This is a genomic window from Allosphingosinicella sp. (genome assembly GCF_046295735.1).
Lineage (GTDB): Bacteria > Pseudomonadota > Alphaproteobacteria > Sphingomonadales > Sphingomonadaceae > Allosphingosinicella.
In genome coordinates this window covers 15085-32883 of record NZ_JBKBMQ010000004.1, presented here as the reverse complement: position 1 = coordinate 32883, position 17799 = coordinate 15085, and the positions used below count along the sequence as shown (strand labels likewise).

Below are 17799 nucleotides of genomic sequence, written 5' to 3'. Positions count from 1 at the left end.
TTCAACACGGGCCCCCGTCATCTCCCAAACGGGATATGCCTGCGGTTTTCCGCATCTACCATATGGGAGATGATCGCTCCCGGGCGTCCCGTTATGGCGCGGGGAGAGCGCGAGCGAGGCGAGGCACCGCCATTCCGCCGAGGCACTCCCCTCCGGTGGATAGGGGCAGGGGTTGAGCGCTCGGCCCCTGCCCCGCCCTTCTCCCCGCCGCCGTGTTCCCCACGTCGACCTTTGTGCCGCGCGGGAAGGTCACCTCGTCCCGGCCGCGGCTACGTTCCCGTCCGTCCCCGCGCCTCGAAGCCGCGCAGAATGCCCGTGCAGAACGCCTTGGCGTCCCGGTCGGCGGCGACGACGTCGGCGATCGACGCCCGAAAGGCGAGGCCGCCGCGATCCAGACAGGTTTCGATCACCGCCGGAATGTCCATGAACCCGATCCGCCGTTCGAAGAAGGCCTCGCCGGCCACTTCGTTCGCGGCATTGAAGAGAAGGTGCCGGGTTGGCCGGAGCGTACCGCCGTTCGCGCAAGTTCGAGGCTGGGAAAGCGCACCGGGTCCGGCGGCCAGAATTCGAGCTTTCCGAGCTTGCCGAGGCTGATGGCCGCGACACCGGTTTCCCGCCGCGCGGGCCAGCTCAGGGCATAGCCGATCGGCACCCGCATATCGGCCTGTCCGAGCTGGGCGATCATGCTGCCGTCCTTAAACTGCACGGCGGAATGGAAAATCGAATTCGGGTTGATCAGGACTTCAACGGCGGCTTCGTCGACCTTGAAGAGGTAACAGGCCTCGATCAGCTCCAGGCCCTTGTTCGCCAGCGTGGCGCTGTCGAGGGAATTCTTTCGGCCCATCGGCCAGTTGGGATGGGCAAGAGCCTCGGCCGGCGTCTTCACGTGCATTTCCGCGAGGCTGGAGAAGCGGAACGGGCCGCCGCTCGCGGTGAGCGTGATCGAGGCCACCTCATCGGCCCGGCCGCTCATCAGGCACTGGAAGATCGCGCTGTGCTCCGAATCGACCGGGATGACGGGCACGCCGCGGGCATCCGCCAGCTCCAGCAGCTCGGGGCCGCCGCAGACCAGCGACTCCTTGTTCGCGAGCGCCAACTGCCCGCCCGCGCGAATCGCGGCGAGCACCGAGGGGAGGCCCGCCGAGCCGCAGATGGCCGCCAGCGTCACGTCGGCGCCGGCCGCGGCTACCTGCTCGACGCCCGACGGCCCGTCGAGCACTTCGAGATTGGGCACGTGGGCGCGCAGCTGCTCCGCCCCGCCCGGATCGCGCACGGCGACCCGGCGACAGCCGAACTCCGCCGCGATCCGCGCGGCCGCTTCCCAATTTGCGCCCACGGTGAAGCTGGAGAGCGTGAATTCCCCCGGATGCATGCGGATGAAGTCGAGCGCGCGCGTCCCAATGGATCCGGTCGCGCCAAGGATGCACACTGTCTTCATCTAATCAGGTCTTCCTCATGTGGCGATCCGACTGTCCTGCCTGATTTGCGGCATTCGCCTCAAGTGCCGCCACCACTTTATCTCCGAACGCGGCCGTGCCGAGCGTGCCGGCTTTGAGCCGCTCCACGGCCGGCCTTCACCTTCCGCCCGCTGCGACCCGCGGCCCGTGATACATCGGTTCCCTCGCGCCGCCGAGGTGGAGGAGAGCGTCCAATCCGGCTCGACCAGCTGTTCCAGGACCGATCGGGAAAATTCGCTTGGCTGGGGTGGCAGGAAGCTGAATATCTGCCGTTTGCCTTCTAAGGCATTGAAAAGTCGAGCGACTCTTCCGAGCGGATTAACCGTGGCTACAGCCGTTGGCTACAGTCGCGGCCCCGGCAGTGGCATTCGCCGCGGCCGGAGCACGAGGAATCGCACGGTCGTGCAATTGGATCAAGCCGCTTCTGAATGGCAGAGCCTGGCCAAAAGCCGCTCGTCCCTTTGCAGCACCAGGCAAAGGAAGTCGACAGGCGCCTACATGTCCCTGCTACCGCCATCAAGCAGTCATAACGATCTGAATGTTCGCCTCGGGGATGCCGTACCGCGCGGAGAGGCCTTTCTTGGCCTCCTCGATTGATAAGCCCGTCGCCGGCGCTGACATTGCGGTCCCCGTAGCCGCCATACCCTCCGCCTTCGGCATCGGCATGAACTTCAGCTTCGAGATATCCAGGCCCTTGATCCTCAGGGAGTCGGTGTCGCCATAGGTCACCGGGTTCCGCTCGTGCCCACGAAAATCGGGGATCAAGACCTCGGCATATTCACTGAACAGGATGATGTAGCGGTCACGGCCGTTGACCACTCCAACCTTACGGATGCCCGATACCTTCCCGACCAAGAAGGCCGCCCGGTGGGGTTCGGGACGATGGCCGCACTCCTCATCGAACTTTCGGTCGGCGTTGCGGGTGCAAACGACATACTCGATTGCCGTCATGTTAGAGGGGTTCAGGACCCAAGATTGCGTCCCTCCGGCTTCAAGGATGGAAGGCGTCGACTTCGCGGTGAAAACGATCAGGGCACCTTTGGCCATATGTCAGCTCCTCATTGACATCTCTCGTATATATGAATTCTTTATATTTTCAAGATAGAATCTATCCGTTGTGAATAACTCCTCATCGTTGCCGGAACGAACGGCAGAATAGCTGGCTTCTTCTGACGCCCCGTTGCTGACGCGGGGCCCCCAGCCGTTCCTAAAAAAAGAGGGGCGGCGGCGGCAGCGGTTGCCAAGGATCGGTTGGTACGGGTACGCCAAAGCCCCACCTCAGCGACGGACCCCATGATCACCAGCCCCAGCCCCAGCCCCGCCAGCGAAACCCTCGAAGACTATCTGGCCGGCGACTACCACCAGGACATGGACGACATCCGCGAGCTCGAGGAGACCCTCGAGCGGACCGCCAATGTGTTCATCTATGCACGGGCAAAGGACGGAACCTGGGCCTACGAGCTGTCGCGGGACAACGCGGCGGCTGCGCAAGAGGACCGGAAGGTATCCCATGGCACTCAAGGCATGATTGCCGCTGCGCTTGCGAAGATGCTCGGAGACTCCCGTCTGCCGAGTGGCACGCTCGCCCGGCTGCGCATCAAGTCCAAGCAGGACCTGAAAGCAGCGCTGAAAATAGGCCTGGAGCGGCTGGAGGACGATGTCATCCGGACGGGAACATTGATATCCGGGTCATTCGGCAGGAATGATCCGATCACGACCAGCCACATCAGTGAGCTTCGGGGAGGGGCAGTCGAAGACAAGGTCAGTGCGAGAGCTTCGAAAATTCTGAATCTAGCTTCCGCCGATCTCGCCGCGCTGGTGCGCCTGGATCCTAACAGCGACGCCCGGCTGCTTCCGGACTTACCCGCTTATACGGCGAAAATCAGGGGTGTGCCGGCAGCTCAGCAGCCAAAACAACCCAAGTACCTTCGCAACGCGTTTGTACCACTCCGAATTGCCCGTATTGTTGCTGAAGCCGAGGAGTCAAATGTAAAAATTTTCTCAAAATATGATCGGACGAAGAGCACGGCAAGGGGGCAGGTGAGGAAAGACCCCTTCCGCAGCGCGACGGTCGCGCAATCAACCTTCAAAGCGTGGTATAGAAGATTCTTCGAATCTACTCTTCATGAGCAGCTTTCGTACAGCGACATACCCGACAGTCGGTTCGATCCGGCGGAGCTCATCTTCTGTCTCGAGGGCCTGCTGATCGTTTCACCGCGATCGGTGGACGAGCGGCTGATGGCTCGCGTTATCGATGTTCTCGAGGCGAGGCAGGACGAAAGCGCCCATTGGCGACCGAACCGTCCCCTGTACGCGACGCCGCAGGGGATGACGATGCTCCCGATCAGCGTCGAAGGCGCCGTTTCCTTGATGCGGTCGATCTCCCTCTTTGACCGCGACAAGGATTTTCAGGATGCAAGCCGCAAAGCCGTCGGCATGCTGCGGCGCTTTTGGCAGTGGCTTCTGGCTCGATCCGTCGAGTTTGAGCTGGAGCCCGCGGAGCAATCCACGGCGAAGGCAGGAGCCATGATCGCTGGCCAGAAGCTTCTGGGCTGGCATTCTGAGCATGTGAACGATCCAGGCCTGATCCATCTATGGGACACGAGCCAGGTCATCGAGTTCATGCTGGGCTATCGCCAATTGCTACAGCGCGCGGTGGCCGGACGAACGCTCGAGCTTTCCGGCCTAAAGGTGAACCGCTCCGCCGGTCGGCGCCCGGATCGCCCTCTCAGACAATGGGTCAAGGTCGTCGAGAAGTACGAGCCGCAGCTGAGTACGGACAAGAAGAAGCAAGTCTACCGGAAGATTTTCACGACCTTTATCGCGCCTTGGGCCCAAGACCGACCGGGGAAGGCCTCCTCGATGCTCCTCTATGGTCCCCCCGGCACGGGCAAGAGCACAGTCGGCGAGAACATCGCCGACGCTTTGGGTATGCGCATGATCACCGTGACGGTGAGCGACTTCCTCGGCCGTGGCGGCGCTCATGTGGAGGCGCGCGCCAAGGCGATCTTCCAAACGCTCGAAGCCCAGTTCGACACCGTCATCCTGTTTGACGAGATTGATGCGTTCCTGCTCGACCGTGACAGCAATCGCTACGAGAAGCAGGATACCCTGTTCCAATTCCTCACGCCTGGAATGCTCACCAAGATCAACGACCTGCACAAGCTGGGCCGGTCCATCTTTATCATCGCGACCAACTACAAGGACCGGATCGATCCGGCCATCCAACGCAAGGGCCGCATCGACCAGCATTATCTCCTCGGTCTTCCGGACAAGGAGCGGCGCGAGGCGATCTTGAAGGAGGAAATTGGGCTTGGAGACAACGGCACAGTTCCAAGCAAGCTCGTCGATGATTCGGTGTTTTATGGCTACTCGGACATCAAGGCTGCCGTCGCAGATGCCGGCGGAAAAGGCGCGAGTGAACAGGCAGTCGCCGACAGGCTCGCAGAGCCGGAGCGCGCACCTGCGACCGTCGCGTCATACCTCAAGCGGGTGAAGGTGGAGGACGACAAGTTAGATTGGAGCGACTTCCCGCCAATCGAGTTTGATGGGCTTTGGAAACTCTGGCACGAGACCCACCAAACCAAGGGGATCGACGATCTGTTGGCTGCTTACAAGAATGGCGCCCCCAAGCACGATAAATTGCTTGAAGAGCTCAAGGAGCAGCTCAAGCTGAATTCCGATGACTGACCCTTCCCCCCAGCCCCTCGCCGCCATCCGGCAGATATGGCGCTCCGCCTTCGGCTCCACCCGCGTCGCCTATCTCTCGGGGCCGATCACGACCGGCCGGCGGTTCATCGACTGGTGGCGGGGCGGCAAACACGCGATCCCGCCCGAGTCCGACGCCTATCGCGCCGCCCTCCGCGAGCAAGTGATCACGCCGAACGAGGAGGCGCTGAAGCTCACCGCCGAGCTGCTGCGCGCCAAGCATGCCGAGCCGGTGATCGAGCCCGCCAGCCTGTTCGTCAGCCACTGGTCGCAGACCGACTATCTCGAGCTGTGGGAACAATTCATCACCGATCATGCCAGCCGCATCCTGCTGATGGACGGCTGGGAGTTCAGCGCCGGCTGCGCGTCCGAATTCTGCCGGGCGCATCTTGACGGCATTCCCACCGCGCGCATCGACGGCACGCCGATCGTCGCGCGCGACGGCATCGCCGCGATCCGCCGCGCGCTCGCCGATGTCGAGGCGCTCGACCCGATTCCGGCCTATCTCGCCGAGACGCTGCGCGCGACCGCCGATCGGCTCGAGGCGACGCTCCCCGCGATCGTCTACGTCCCCGGCGGCGGCATGCCGCGCAAGGACGCCTCGCTCGATCGGCTTGCCGAGATCATCAACGTCGCCCAGTTCGTCAGCTACGAGCCGCGCCGGGGCAAGCCGAAGCAGGCCTTCGCGCGCGTGCTCGGCGAGGCGCCTAATCACGGCTTTAGCGGCCTCCAGGAAGCCGCCGAGACGCTGCTCGCCCGCAGCGCCGACGGCTCCGTCAACGTCCGCAGCTTCACTCCCGAAAGCCCGCTCAGCCGCGAGTTCATCTATGGCCTCAAGACCGTCGACGAGGTGACCTCGGCCGTCTTGCGCCTCACTCGCGAGGGCCTCCATACGATCGTCAACGAGACGGTCGACATCCACGATGGCGGCGTCTCAGGCGTGATCCTCGGCAATCTCATCGAGTTCGCGCCCGACGACACGCCGCGCGCCGTGGAGAAGCCGGGCACGGCCTCGCTCCCGCTCGGCTGGGGCTCGCGCCTGCTCGTCACCGTCTACGGCTTCGAGCCGGACCTCGCCGTGCCCGAGAACACCCGCCTCGAATTCAGTATCCACCCGAAGCCGCGCGGCTGGCGTCACACGCATACGCTCGGCTGGGAGATCGCCGAGCATGAGGGCCTCGGCCTGCCGCCGCCGATCCAATGGCCGAACCGCTTCAGCCGGATGATCGGCGACAAGGTGTTCGGCCTCCTCGTCGCACACCATATCGGCCTTCCCGTCCCACGCACCACCGTCGTCAACCGGCGCGTCGCGCCGTTCAGCTTCGGCCAACCAACGGGCTCTGCCGAGGTCTGGTTCCGGACCTCACCGACCGAGCAGATGCCGGGCAAGTTCACGACCACGCGCGGCTGGACCGATCCCTTCCGGATCATGGCGGCCGAGGATCCGGAGCACGCGGCGATCGCTTCGGTGGTCGGCCAGGCCAGCGTGGTGCCGCAATATTCTGGCGCCTCGATCGTGCTGCAGTCGGGCGAGATCGCCACCGAGGGGGTGGCGGGCGCGGGCGACGCCTTCATGCAGGGCGCCGCCAATGCCCAGCCGCTTCCGGCGGCGGTGATCGAGGACGTGAGGAGATTGCATGCGGCCGCGTGCGAGCTCGGCCCGGTCCGGCTTGAATGGGTTCATGACGGCGATCGGGCGTGGGTCGTCCAGATGCACCGCGGCGCCACCGTGAGCGCGGCGGGCGTGCTGGTCCCCGGCGAAGCGCGGCACTGGACGCGGTTCGAGGTGGGGAACGGCCTCGAGCAGCTGCGCAGCCTGATCGCCCAGCTCCAGCCCGGCCACGGCTTGGAGCTGATAGGCGAGGTCGGTCTCACAAGCCACATTGCCGACGTGATCCGCAAAGCAAGGGTCCCGGCGCGTATCCAGCCGCAACGGCAGCGGCAGGCGGCGTAGGGCCACCTCGCAACGTCACTTCGCCAGTTGACGCGCTGGCGCCGATGCCCAGCGGCTCTGCACGGACCTGCAACGCCACCCTCATGGGCCCGTAAAGCGCCAACTCCGAATTAGGTACGGAGTCGGCGAAGCAGAGGCGATCTTTTCAGGCAACTTACGAAGCCTGCTGAGCCCCGGGTTGGCGCGTGCTAGCCCTAGACCCTTGCCTGCGAATGGAAACGACCGCGGCCGCGCTCAGGCAGGCTGCGATTTGGCGAGCTTCGCCGCGACCAGTCTGAATTTCTCCAGCGCCGTCTCCAGACTGTCGACGATCTCGGCAGCGATTTCGTCCGGCGGCGGCAGCGAGTCCGGATCGGTCGCGCTGGCGTCCTTCAGCCAGAACAGGTCGAGGTTCAGCTTGTCGCGCTTGACGAGGTCGGCATAGCCGAACCGACGGAAGCGTTCGGTCTCCTGCCGCTCGTGCCGGCGATACTTAGTGCCGAAACAGGATACGAAGTCATCCAGGTCGGCGCGCTTGAGCGGTCGCTCGCGCAGAGTGAACCGCTGGTTCGTGCGCAGGTCGTAGACCCACAGGTCACGGGTGGCGATCCCGGTGCCCGGCGTCGCCCTGTCGAAGAACAGGACGTTGGCCTTCACCCCCTGGCTGTAGAAGATGCCGGTCGGCAGCCGCAGCAAGGTGTGAAAGTCGAACTCCTCCAAAAGTCGCCTGCGCAGCGTCTCCCCGGCGCCGCCCTCGAACAGCACATTGTCCGGCATGACCACCGCAGCGCTGCCGCCGACCTTCAGGATCGACATGATGTGCTGCAGGAAGTTGAGCTGCTTGTTGCCCGTGGTGACCGTGAAATCGTCGCGGACATAGTCCTGCCGCTCGCTCTCGATCCCGCCATCCTCCCGGACGATCCGGAACGATTGACGCTTGCCGAAGGGCGGGTTGGTCAGGATCACGTCATAGGAGCGGTCGCCGCGATCGAGCAGCGCGTCCTTCTGCTTCACGGGCGAAGTCGCCCCGCCAATGCCGTGCAGATAGAGGTTCATCGCGCATAGCCGCACCACTTCGGCGACGATGTCGGTGCCGGACAGCTTCTCCTCGCGCAGCGCCTTGGCGACGCGCCGATCCTTGGCGGCGGGCTTTGCCTTCATGTGGTCGTACGCGGCGAGCAGGAAACCGCCTGTCCCGACTGCGGGATCGTGGACGGTCTCTTCGGGCTCGGGATCGACGAGCTGGGTGATGACCTCGATTAGCGGCCGCGGCGTAAAATACTGACCGGCCCCGGACTTCACCTCGCCCGCATTGCGCTCCAGCAGCCCCTCGTAGATCGTGCCTTTCACGTCGACGTTCAGGCCCATCCAGGTCTCGGCGCCGATCAGCGTCACCAGCCGCTGGAGCTTGGCGGGATCGCCGATCTTGTTCTCGGCCTTCAGGAACAGGGTGCCGACGATGTCGGTGCGCTTCGACAGCGTGTCGAGAATGCGGCGATAGGTCCGCTCGAGATCCTCGCCGGCGCGACCGCTGAGCGTGTCCCAATTGGCGTCGGCGGGTAACGCGGACCCCTCGCCCAGCGCCTCGGTCCGCTCCTTGTCCATCTTGAGGAACAGCAGAAAGCTGATCTGGCCGAGATAGTCACCATACGAAACGCCATCGTCGCGCAGGACGTGCGCATAGTTCCACACCTTCGCGACCAGCGCCTGTTCGTTCATGCGAGTTCTCCACGGAAGGCGGCGGCAAGGATGGATTGGCGGAGGGTAGTAGAGATAGCAGTCAGTTCGTTTGCGTCTGACCACCCGTCCTCCGCCTGCAGAGCGGCGTCCCGATATACCTGTACGATGTGTTCGAGTTCAGCTTGTGGGGGTATTGGCACTGGAGCGACTTTCACCGACGAGCCTGACACGCCGTGCTGGCCTGCGCTTGTTTTTGTGGAGGCTGCGATATGCCTTCGGCTTGCCCCGGCGTTCATCGCCAGCTCGAGGAAATCACCAACGGCATCGTTACAACTGGACGGCGTAGCGCACATCACCTTGTCAGGGTAAGCGACTGGGATCTCACCGCGATAGCGACCACACACCCCGACCAGCCCGGGATTTCCGTTGTAGCGCGTGAAGAGCAAATCGCCCTTCCTGGCCAAGGCTCCGCCGACGGCGAAGTCTTGCGAAAGCCAGCGGCGTTGATCATCGCGGACCAACATCGGTCGGACACTCGAAATGCGAAGGATCGGTATTCCCGGCGGAGCATGGGCCGGTTTCGCTGAGATGCCGTTGGAGAGCTGATCGACCAACTGATCGAACGACGCCCACACCCACCCGGCCGGCAGAGTAGGTAGGGAGTCCATGCTTGGCGCCAGCGGCTCCTTGTATCCCTTTCCTTTGTTCTTCGGCTCTGCTTGCCATCGTGATCGTCGCTCGACCAGGATGCGCGTGAGGAGGTCGGTACCAGTTTCCGTGGACGGGTTGGCGGCGCGCCAGTCGGCGGTGAGTTCGCCGGTGACGGCGGCCTTGAGCAGCGCCTTGCGCCAAGTTTCCAGATCGTCGCGCGCGCGCGCCAGCGCCGCTTCGCCATCGTCGATCTCAACGAACAGTTCGTCGATGCGGTCTGCTATGCGAACCTGTCGATCCAGTGACGGCAACGGCACGGGGATCGAAGCCAACGTCCGGGACGAAAGATGCTTCACGGTGACGGACGGTGTGTTCGCGTTAATGAGCTCAAGATAGCCGGGCAGAATGTATGCCAGATAGCGACGGTCTATCCGGGTCTCATCCGGCACGATCTTGCAGACCCGCTGGTTGAGGAGCGCGCGATCCGAACGCCAAAAGGCCGTTTGAAAATCGCCATCCATGCCGACCACGAGTTCGCCGGCTTCGACCCAGTAGCCGTCAGGGGCAGCGCCATCGAATTGCGTGTTGGTGAAGCCACGGGCGACATCGCGGATCCGGATGACCGGATGACCAACCGCGCCGAATCCGCCGGATTTGAACGGAAAGCCATTGATGATCTTGGCGATGCTGCCCAGCGGGACGCGGGTCCACCCGTCTGGACAACAAAGCCTCGGGTCGGTGCTGGCGTCTACCAGCGCCGATAAATCCGCTACGAAACTCAACCTTTATCCCCCGACTACGCCACCAGCGCGTCCTGAAGCTCGTCGAGTAGCGTATCGAGCCGCGGGCCGAAAGCCCGGCGCGCGCCGATGATGCCGCCGCGGCCTTCGAACTGGTCCTGGATGTCGGCGCTCGTCACCTCGATATTGGCGGCGAGATAGTCGCGGATCGCCTCCAGCCAGCCGAGTTGTTCCTGCGTGTAGCTGCGCCCGGCGCGCTGCTCGCGGCCCAGCCACAGGTTGAATCGGCCCGCCATATCCGACGACAGCGGCGCCAGCGTCTCCGACTTGCCGATCGCGAAGCGGACAAGCGCGACGATGTCTGTCAGGGTCCGCGCGGGGTTGGCGCGCACCTTCTCCGCGCTCAGCCGGCGATAGGCGCTCCACAGCGCCAGCGGCTCGAGCAGCCAGGGCGGGCGCATCATCACGTCGCGCAGTTCCTCCAGGCTGGCATAGGTCAGCCGCTTCGAAGCGGCGGGCAGGCCGTAGAGGATGCGCAGCGCGGTCAACTTATCGCGATGTTCGTCGAGGAATCGTCCGAAGTCGGCCGTCATAATCGTCGCCTGCCCCTCGTCCCAGGCGGAGGAGACGACCACGTCGCGGCTGATGTCGTCGATGACGACCTCGGACGCCTTCTTCACCTCGATCAGTACGCGGCGGAGCGCCGGATCGTTATAGGCGGCGAGCGCCGCCTCCCGCCGCTCGGACGCGACGGCCTCGATCTCAGCTTCGCTGGCGGTCGCGCCGTGGCGCTGACGGGCGTCCGCCTCGATCTTGTCGGCGTCGATGGCGTCGATCAGCTCGCCGGCCAGCGCCGACAAGGGCCTGCCGGCCACCGCCTCCACCTTCGCCTTGGCCGCATCGTCCAGCTTCCGGTCGAGCCGCGCCAGTCGGCCGGCGAGCGTCGACACCGCATCCTCATCGCTGCGCCCGCTGGCGACCTGCTCCAGCAGCTTCTCAAAGGCGACGCCATGTTCGCGCTCCAGCGGAATGGCCTGCGTCTTCAGGCTGTCGGTAACGCCCACCGCGTCCACCAGCACGAAACGGTCTTTCACGCCCGCGCCGGGCGTGATCGTGGCCAGCGTTTCGGGATCGATGGTCCGCACGCCGCGCCCGCGCATCTGCTCGAAATAGACTGCCGAGCGCACGTCGCGGAGGAAGATGAGCGCCTCGATCGCCTTCACGTCGGTGCCGGTGGCGATCATATCGACGGTGACGGCGATGCGCGGATTATAGGCGTTGCGGAACTCGGCGATCACCGTCTCGGCATATTTCGCCCCGACCTTGTAGGTGATCTTCTTCGCGAAATCGTTGCCCTGGTCGAACACCTCGCGCACGATCTGCACGATCTCCTCGGCATGGTGGTCGTCCTTGGCGAAGATCAGCGTCTTCGGTACTTCGCTGCGGCCGGGAAACAGCTCGGTGAACAACGTGTCGCGATAGGTCTCCAGCACCGTACGGATCTGATTGCGGGCGATGACGCTGCGGTCCAGGTCCTGCGGCGCGTAGGTGAGGTCGTCTTCCAGCAGCCGATACGTCTGCGCCCTCGTGTGCCGGTCGCGAACAGGAACGGTGTAGCCCTTCTCCACCCTCCCGCCATGCTCGCCGATCTGGGTGCGGATCCGAAAGATCTCACCTTGCACGTTGACGCCGTCTGCCACTGACTTCTCGTAAGGGTAATCGGCGACCAGATTTTCATCGAAAAAGGCGGCGGTCTGCACCGTGGGCGTGGCGGTGAGGCCAATGATGTGGGCATCGAAATAGTCGAGCAACTGGCGCCAACTGCCGTAGATCGAGCGGTGGCATTCATCGACGACGACGATGTCGAACGTCTCGGGCGGCATGGTCGCGCTATAGGCAACCTGCTTCGCTGGCGGGTTCCAGCCGCGTTCGAAGTCGCTTTCCTCCTCTTCCTCCTCGGACAGCTCGGTGCCGGTGAGCTGGGCGAACACGCGCTGGATTGTGGAGATGACGACCTTGGCCGGCGGGTCGAGCCCCGCGGCACCGAGGCGCTGGACGTTGTAGAGTTCGGTAAAGAGGCGGCCGGTGCCTGGCGGGCGGTAGGTCTGAAACTCCTTCAGCGTCTGCCGCCCGAGATTGTTTCGGTCCACCAGGAACAGGATGCGCCCGGCATCGGCATGGGCGAGCAGCCTGTAGGCAAGAGTCGCGGCGGTGAAGGTCTTGCCCGCGCCCGTCGCCATCCGCACGAACGCACGCGGCCGGTCGCTGCCGAGCGATGCTTCCAACCCCTCGATCGCCTCGACCTGGCAGTCACGGAGCCCGTCGGTGATCAGCGGCGGCATGTTGCTCAGCCGAGCGCGCAGCGATGACCCGCTTTTGAGCCAGGCGTGGAGCGTCTCCGGCCGGTGGAACGAGAAGACGCGGCGCGATCGATGCAGCGGATCCACCCGATCCGAGAAGAGGATCTCCGTCCCTGAAGCCTCATAGTCGAAGCGAAGTGGATCGCTCCAGCGAGCAAGCGCCTGCTGGGGCTGAGGCTGGTACCCCCGCGCCTGTTCGGCGACGCCGGAAAGAGTCGTTCCAGCTGCTTTCGCCTCGATCACGCCGCACGCCTTTCCTGCCACGATAAGCAGATAGTCGCAGGGTCCGGTCGCCAGCGGAAACTCCCGCACCGCGACACCGAGCGAAGCGGTCCGGTTCATTTCGGCGCGGTCCTGCACGACCCACCCCGCCGCCATCAGCTGTCCGTCGATGACCTCGCGGGCCTGGGCTTCCGGCGTTGCTTTCATCACCTACTTATTGCTGAAGAAGTTGAGCCTGAGCAATCTTCAACGCCCCTATCGCGGCGGGGCTTGTCATGTCGCCGCAAGGATCGAAAGGCGAAGCGAACGAGACCGGGACGCCGCTTTCACCGCTTAGTTGGCAACAAGGCAGATTTTGGTCGCTCGTAAGGACCCGGTCACGACCGGGATCTTGTTAACGGCGTCCAAGAGCACATTCAGCCGGCTGGCCTTCGAGTAGCGGCCGGCCGTCTGGCTCTCCAGCGTATGACAGGCCGTCATGATAGACGTCCCGGCCGGGTCCCACGCGCCCGCCTGCAAGCTCTCCGCATCCATCGCGTCGAGGGCTTTGTTGAACTCGGCCTGGAAGATTCTGGTCGCCGCCTCCCGATCGAGCGTGAATCGACGTCCCGGCTTGCCAAAAAGGTGCATGCAGAGATCCTCGAACTTCGCTGTGAGCATCGCCGCCCGCCGACGCGCGGCCCGGGGACAGGCCGTCCTCAGCGAAACGATAGGACGGTTGTGGCTCCCGCAGGGCAAACGGCGCGATCGGCGATACCAGTAGATGGCGCCGCGACGCTTCGTGTTGGGAATGGCGGTCATTGTTCGATCTCCTTCCCACGGATTGGCTACAGTCCGTGGCTACAGTGACCGGCCAAGGGCCAGCCTAGGACGGAAAGATCAGCTCGATATCAATGACTTAGCGCAAAGGTTGGCTGGGGCGGCAGGATTCGAACCTGCGAATGCCGGTACCAAAAACCGGTGCCTTACCACTTGGCGACGCCCCAGCATGCCGCGCGAGCGGCCTTATAGCCGCATCGCGGGCGGGCGGAAGCCTCCGGCGGCGCTTTTTTAGCACAGCGTGAAATCGATCCCCTGCGCCAGCGGCAGGTCGCGGCCGTAATTCACCGTGTTGGTCGCGCGGCGCATGTAAGCGCGCCACGCGTCCGATCCGCTCTCGCGCCCGCCGCCCGTCTCCTTCTCGCCGCCGAACGCGCCGCCGATCTCCGCGCCCGACGGGCCGATGTTGACGTTGACGATGCCGCAGTCCGAACCCGCCGCCGACAGGAAGGTCTCTGCCTCGCGCAGGTCGGTGGTGAAGATCGCCGAGGCGAGCCCCTGCGGCGCGGCGTTGTGGAGAGCGATCGCTTCGCCGAGGTCGCGGTAGCGCATCGCGTAGAGGATCGGCGCGAATGTCTCGCGCAGCGCCACCGGCGCCTGCCCGGGCAGCTCGACCAGAGCGGGGCGGACGTAGAAGGCCTCCGGCCAGCGCCCGGCGAACAGCCGCTCGCCGCCCTGCACCGCGCCGCCGGCCGCGCGCGCCTCGTCGAGCGCCGCGGCCATGGCGGCGAAGGCGTCGCCGTCGATCAGCGGCCCGACCAGCACGTCCGGATCGAGCGGGCTTCCCACCTTCACCTCCGCCCAGATCCGCTTCAGCCGCGGCAGCAGCGCGTCGTAAATGTCCTCATGGACGAACAGCCGGCGCAGCGTGGTGCAGCGCTGGCCCGCCGTGCCGACCGCGGAGAAGGCGATCGCCCGCTCGGCGAGCGCGAGATCGGCCGACGGGGCGACGATCATGCCGTTATTGCCGCCCAGCTCCAGCAGCGCCCGGCCGAAGCGGGCGGCGACCCGCGGCGCCAGCTCCCGCCCCATGCGGGTGGAACCGGTGGCGGAGACGAGCGGCACCCTGGGATGGCCGGCGAGCGCGGCGCCCGCGTCGCGGCCGCCCTGGACGAGGACCGACAGCCCGTCCGGCGCCGCGCCGAAGCGGGCCAGCGCCCGTTCGAACACGGCCTGGACGGCGACGGCGGCGAGCGGCGTCTTCTCCGACGGCTTCCACACCACCGCGTCCCCGCACACGAAGGCGAGGCAGGCGTTCCACGCCCACACCGCGACCGGGAAGTTGAAGGCGGAAATGACCCCGATCACGCCCAGCGGGTGCCAGGTCTCCATCATCCGGTGGCCGGGCCGTTCCGACGCGATGGTGAGGCCGTAGAGCTGGCGCGACAGGCCGACGGCGAAGTCGCAGATGTCGATCATCTCCTGGACCTCGCCGAGGCCCTCCTGCAGGATCTTGCCCGCCTCGATGCTGACCAGCCGGCCAAGCGGTTCCTTGGCGGCGCGCAGCTCCTCGCCGAACAGGCGGACCAGTTCGCCGCGCCGCGGCGGCGGCACCGTCCGCCAGGCGAGGAAGGCGGCATGCGCCCGCTCCACCGCCGCGCCGACCTCCTCCGGTCGGGCCGATCGGACCGCGCCGAGCAGCGCCCCATCGACCGGCGAGCGCGCGGCCAGGTCGCCCTCGTCGGGAAGGCGCAGGCCGAGCCGTTCGAACACCGTCTGCGCTTCGTCCCTCATCGCCGCTCCAGTTTTTCCATCAATGCCGTCGCCGCCGCCGGGTTGGTCTCCTTGGCGCCGGCGATGAAGAAGAGATAGGTCTCGCCCTGCTCCGCCCACGCCGCCGCCTTGGCCGCCCAGCCGTCCAGCGCCGCCTCGTCATAGGGCGATCGCTGCAGCCGCGCATAGACGAGGCCGCCGCCCGGCGCGCCGATCGAGGGATAGTCGTCGGAATCGGCGATCGCCACCGCGACGCCGGCGGCGCGGGCCATGTCGAGGAATTCGGCGCAGCGGAAGCTTTCGTGGCGCGGCTCCACCACGTGGGACAGCGGCACGCCGCCCGCCTCTCCCGGCAGCAGCTTCAGGAAGGCGCCGAAATCGTCGGGATCGAACCGCTTGGTCGCCATGAACTGCCACAGGATCGGACCCAGCCGGTCGCCGAGCTCGGCCAGCCCCTGGCCGCAGAAGCGCGCCACCGCCTCGCTGCCCTCGGCCAGCACCTTGCGGTTGGTGCAGAAGCGCGATCCCTTGACCGCGAAGCGGAAGCCCTCCGGCACCGCGTCCCGCCAGCGCGCGAACAGCTCCGGCTTCTGCAGCTTGTAATAAGTGGCGTTGATCTCGATCGCGCCCAGCCGCGCGGCGGCATATTCGAGCTGCTTCGACTTGGGCAGGCCCGGCGGGTAGAAACTCTCCCGCCAGGGATCATAGTCCCAGCCGCCGATGCCGACGCGGATCGCGCCCGCCGGCATCCGCTCAGCCGTTGGTGCGGCGGTTGACGAGGTCGAGATAGTCCTTGCGCAGCTGCATGCTGAGCTCGCCCACCTCGAAGTTCCACGGCCCCGCTTCGGCCACGGGGGTCACTTCGGCGGCGCTGCCGGTCAGGAAGAACTGCTCGAAGCTTTCGAGCTCCTCCGGCCAGATCTTGCGCTCGATCACCTCGATGCCGCGGCGCTTCGCCAGATCGATCACGGTGCGGCGGGTGATCCCGTCCAGGAAGCAGTCGGGGACCGGCGTGTGGAGCGCGCCGTCCTTCACGAAGAAGGCGTTGGCGCCGGTCGCTTCCGCCACCTGGCCGCGCCAGTCGAACATCAAAGCGTCGTTATAGCCGCGATTCTCCGCGTGATGCTTGGCCATGGTGGCGATCATGTAGAGGCCGGCCGCCTTGCTCTCGGTCGGCGCGGTATAGGGCGCGGGGCGGCGCCAGGGCGAAATGTCGAGCCGCAGGCCCTTGCGGATCGCCTCCTCGCCGAAATAGGCGCCCCATTCCCAGCAGGCGATGGCGAGGTGCGGCTTCGTGCGCTGCGCGGCGACGCCCATCTGCTCCGATCCGCGCCAGGCAACGGGCCGCATATAGGCGTCGGCAAGGCCGTTCGCCTTCAGCGTCTCGCGGCAGGCCGCGTCGATCTCCTCGACGCTCCAGGGGAGTTCGAAGCCGAGGATGGAAGCGCTCTTGCGCAGCCGCTCGCTATGTTCGCTGAGCTTGAAGATCTCGCCGCCATAAGCGCGCTGCCCCTCGAACACCGACGAGGCGTAGTGCAGGGCGTGGGTCAGGACATGGATATTGGCCTCGCGCCAGGGTTTCATTTCCCCGTCGAACCAGATCCACCCGTCGCGGTCGTCATAGCTGCGCTGGTCGGCCAAGCCTCTTCCCCTGTCCTGTTGTGCGGCGTGCCGCCCGGATAGGACCCAGCGCCCGGCCGGTCAACTTGGCCGCGCCCGCGCCTCGGCCGCCATCTCGTCGCTGCGGCGGAGCGACGCCGCGACGGTGCGGCGCAGCAGGGCCGCCATGCCGTCCGCCTGGTCCAGGACGTCGAGCCCGGCTTGGGTGGTGCCGCCGGGGCTCGCCACCCGCCGGGCCAGTTCGGCCGGCGGCGCGTCCGAGGCGGCGGCGAGCGCGCCCGCGCCCTCCACCATCAGGCGGGCGAGGCGCAGCGCCTGTTCCGCCTCCAGCCCCGCCTCGCGGCCCGCCTCGGCCAGCGCGTCGATGAAGCGGAACAGGAAAGCGGGGCCGGCGCCGGTCAGCACGCCGGCGAGCTGGAACAGCCGCTCCTCCTCCAGCCATTCGGCGCGGCCGAGCGCGCCCATCAGCCGCTCGACGCGCGTATCCCGATGTTCGGCGAACAGGTTGACCACGCCCTTGCGCAGCCGCACCGGCGTGTTCGGCATCGCCCGCACGATCGTCCGCGGTGCCGGGAAGCGGGCCCGGTGGGAGGCGAGCTCGACGCCGGCGAGGATCGAGACCAGCAGCGTCTCCGCCCCCAGAAGCGGCGCGAGGGCGGGCGCGACCTCGTCGATCTGGTAGGGCTTCATGCCGAGCAGCACCAGCGCCGGCACCTCGTCCTCCGGATAGTCGGCGCGCACCCGCACCCCGCCCGGCGCCGGCTTCCCGCTCGGCCGGATCACGGTGACCCGCGCCGGATCGAGCCCGGCGTCCAGCCACCCCTCCAGCATCGCCCCCGCCATGTTCCCGCACCCGACCAGCCAGATCGGGCCGGAGAAAAGGGGATCGGTCATGC

At 65.9% G+C, this 17799-nt stretch carries 11 protein-coding genes, 1 tRNA gene and 1 pseudogene; 2 read left to right on the top strand and 11 right to left on the bottom strand.

All coding sequences use genetic code 11. The features are described 5' to 3' along the window. Window positions 1-269 precede the first annotated feature (269 nt). A pseudogene (gene dxr / locus ACK4K7_RS04995) lies at window positions 270-1438 on the bottom strand (1-deoxy-D-xylulose-5-phosphate reductoisomerase). Window positions 1439-1973: 535 nt separating this feature from the next. Then, on the bottom strand, window positions 1974-2504 hold the full coding sequence (locus tag ACK4K7_RS04990) for a hypothetical protein (RefSeq protein ID WP_431864125.1): 531 nt from the start codon (window positions 2502-2504) through the stop codon (window positions 1974-1976). Between the two features lie 246 nt (window positions 2505-2750). Between ACK4K7_RS04990 and ACK4K7_RS04985 the strand changes: the two genes are divergently transcribed. Both ACK4K7_RS04985 and ACK4K7_RS04980 read left to right on the top strand, forming a co-directional pair. Then, window positions 2751-5147 (top strand): ATP-binding protein, encoded by a 2397-nt coding sequence (locus tag ACK4K7_RS04985; RefSeq protein ID WP_431864124.1) that lies wholly within the window; start codon window positions 2751-2753, stop codon window positions 5145-5147. Further along, window positions 5140-7119, top strand: coding sequence for a hypothetical protein (locus ACK4K7_RS04980; RefSeq protein ID WP_431864123.1), 1980 nt, complete (start codon window positions 5140-5142; stop codon window positions 7117-7119). Before ACK4K7_RS04985 ends, ACK4K7_RS04980 begins: the two co-directional genes overlap by 8 nt. Before the next feature lie 234 nt (window positions 7120-7353). Here ACK4K7_RS04980 and ACK4K7_RS04975 read toward each other — a convergent pair whose 3' ends face one another. From ACK4K7_RS04975 to ACK4K7_RS04935, 9 genes are all read right to left on the bottom strand, one after another. After that, the gene (locus tag ACK4K7_RS04975) at window positions 7354-8817 is read right to left on the bottom strand and encodes an N-6 DNA methylase (RefSeq protein ID WP_431864122.1); all 1464 of its coding nucleotides are present in this window, start codon (window positions 8815-8817) and stop codon (window positions 7354-7356) included. Then, window positions 8814-10211 (bottom strand): restriction endonuclease subunit S, encoded by a 1398-nt coding sequence (locus tag ACK4K7_RS04970; RefSeq protein ID WP_431864121.1) that lies wholly within the window; start codon window positions 10209-10211, stop codon window positions 8814-8816. The genes ACK4K7_RS04975 and ACK4K7_RS04970 overlap by 4 nt, the downstream gene beginning before the upstream one ends. 14 nt (window positions 10212-10225) lie before the next feature. Further along, window positions 10226-12958 (bottom strand): DEAD/DEAH box helicase family protein, encoded by a 2733-nt coding sequence (locus ACK4K7_RS04965; RefSeq protein ID WP_431864120.1) that lies wholly within the window; start codon window positions 12956-12958, stop codon window positions 10226-10228. Window positions 12959-13084: 126 nt separating this feature from the next. Next, the gene (locus ACK4K7_RS04960) at window positions 13085-13552 is read right to left on the bottom strand and encodes a hypothetical protein (protein ID WP_431864119.1); all 468 of its coding nucleotides are present in this window, start codon (window positions 13550-13552) and stop codon (window positions 13085-13087) included. 110 nt (window positions 13553-13662) lie between these two features. Continuing rightward, a tRNA-Gln gene (locus tag ACK4K7_RS04955) sits at window positions 13663-13737 on the bottom strand. Between the two features lie 64 nt (window positions 13738-13801). Then, the gene (amaB, locus tag ACK4K7_RS04950) at window positions 13802-15304 is read right to left on the bottom strand and encodes an L-piperidine-6-carboxylate dehydrogenase (RefSeq protein WP_431864118.1); all 1503 of its coding nucleotides are present in this window, start codon (window positions 15302-15304) and stop codon (window positions 13802-13804) included. Beyond that, complete coding sequence (locus ACK4K7_RS04945) at window positions 15301-16032, bottom strand: DUF72 domain-containing protein (RefSeq protein ID WP_431864117.1); 732 nt, start codon at window positions 16030-16032, stop codon at window positions 15301-15303. The genes amaB and ACK4K7_RS04945 overlap by 4 nt, the downstream gene beginning before the upstream one ends. Window positions 16033-16036: 4 nt before the next feature. After that, window positions 16037-16924 (bottom strand): branched-chain amino acid aminotransferase, encoded by an 888-nt coding sequence (locus ACK4K7_RS04940; protein WP_431864116.1) that lies wholly within the window; start codon window positions 16922-16924, stop codon window positions 16037-16039. Window positions 16925-16984: 60 nt separating this feature from the next. Beyond that, window positions 16985-17797, bottom strand: coding sequence for a pyrroline-5-carboxylate reductase family protein (locus tag ACK4K7_RS04935; protein WP_431864115.1), 813 nt, complete (start codon window positions 17795-17797; stop codon window positions 16985-16987). Between the last annotated feature and the right edge of the window lie 2 nt (window positions 17798-17799).

Coding starts and splice junctions, on each gene's coding strand:
- ACK4K7_RS04990 (WP_431864125.1), bottom strand. CDS start 2,504: ATGGCCAAAGGTGCCCTGATCGTTTTCACCGCGAAGTCGACGCCTTCC.
- ACK4K7_RS04985 (WP_431864124.1), top strand. CDS start 2,751: ATGATCACCAGCCCCAGCCCCAGCCCCGCCAGCGAAACCCTCGAAGAC.
- ACK4K7_RS04980 (WP_431864123.1), top strand. CDS start 5,140: ATGACTGACCCTTCCCCCCAGCCCCTCGCCGCCATCCGGCAGATATGG.
- ACK4K7_RS04975 (WP_431864122.1), bottom strand. CDS start 8,817: ATGAACGAACAGGCGCTGGTCGCGAAGGTGTGGAACTATGCGCACGTC.
- ACK4K7_RS04965 (WP_431864120.1), bottom strand. CDS start 12,958: ATGAAAGCAACGCCGGAAGCCCAGGCCCGCGAGGTCATCGACGGACAG.
- ACK4K7_RS04960 (WP_431864119.1), bottom strand. CDS start 13,552: ATGACCGCCATTCCCAACACGAAGCGTCGCGGCGCCATCTACTGGTAT.
- amaB (WP_431864118.1), bottom strand. CDS start 15,304: ATGAGGGACGAAGCGCAGACGGTGTTCGAACGGCTCGGCCTGCGCCTT.
- ACK4K7_RS04945 (WP_431864117.1), bottom strand. CDS start 16,032: ATGCCGGCGGGCGCGATCCGCGTCGGCATCGGCGGCTGGGACTATGAT.
- ACK4K7_RS04935 (WP_431864115.1), bottom strand. CDS start 17,797: ATGACCGATCCCCTTTTCTCCGGCCCGATCTGGCTGGTCGGGTGCGGG.